1 protein-coding gene and 1 pseudogene are annotated in these 532 nt (G+C 28.4%); both read right to left on the bottom strand.

What is annotated here, in order from left to right; genetic code table 11:
- Positions 1-195 (bottom strand): annotated as a pseudogene (locus tag ACQY5W_RS13565) (hypothetical protein); the annotation flags it as partial.
- A 2-nt stretch (positions 196-197) separates the two neighbouring features.
- A partial coding sequence (locus tag ACQY5W_RS13560) for a sigma factor-like helix-turn-helix DNA-binding protein (protein WP_428025498.1) occupies positions 198-532 on the bottom strand: 335 nt, incomplete at its 5' end.

The raw sequence follows: 532 nt of genomic DNA, 5'->3' as shown, positions 1-532 counted from the left end.
AGTTAAATCTATATATGAAGTTTGTGCTCCAAATGTTTTTGGAGCATAATTTAAAGCTAGGTCGAATAATTCTTTTTGATTTATTCGACTTAGTAAAAATTGCGCTTCAGAATTAGAAAATAAAATTTTAGCAGAAGAAGAAAAAGAGATAATTGGATTTAAATCTAATTCAACCCATTCTTCATAAAAATTCATGATTAACTCTCTACATAATTTTTAAGGTTTTTACCTACTTTAGGGTGTTTTAATTTCTTAATTGCACTAGATTCGATTTGTCTAACTCTTTCTCTAGTTACACTTAATTCTTTACCAATCTCTTCAAGTGTCCTTGGGGTATGGCCTAGTACGCCATAGAAATTTTCAATTATATACCTTTCTCTGAAGGTTAATTTATTTAAAACCATATTAATACTAACATTTAAATCACTTGTATTAATACTATAATCTGCTTTTCCATCATTTGTTTCATTTTCCATGACATCAGACATTTTTGTCGTTGAGTCATCGCCTATAACAGAGTCTAATGATGAAT

Origin of the sequence: Arcobacter sp. (assembly GCF_050300555.1) — a bacterium.
GTDB lineage: Bacteria > Campylobacterota > Campylobacteria > Campylobacterales > Arcobacteraceae > Arcobacter.
The sequence above is the reverse complement of the archived record's forward strand: the minus strand, read 5'-3'. Positions and strand labels throughout refer to the sequence as shown.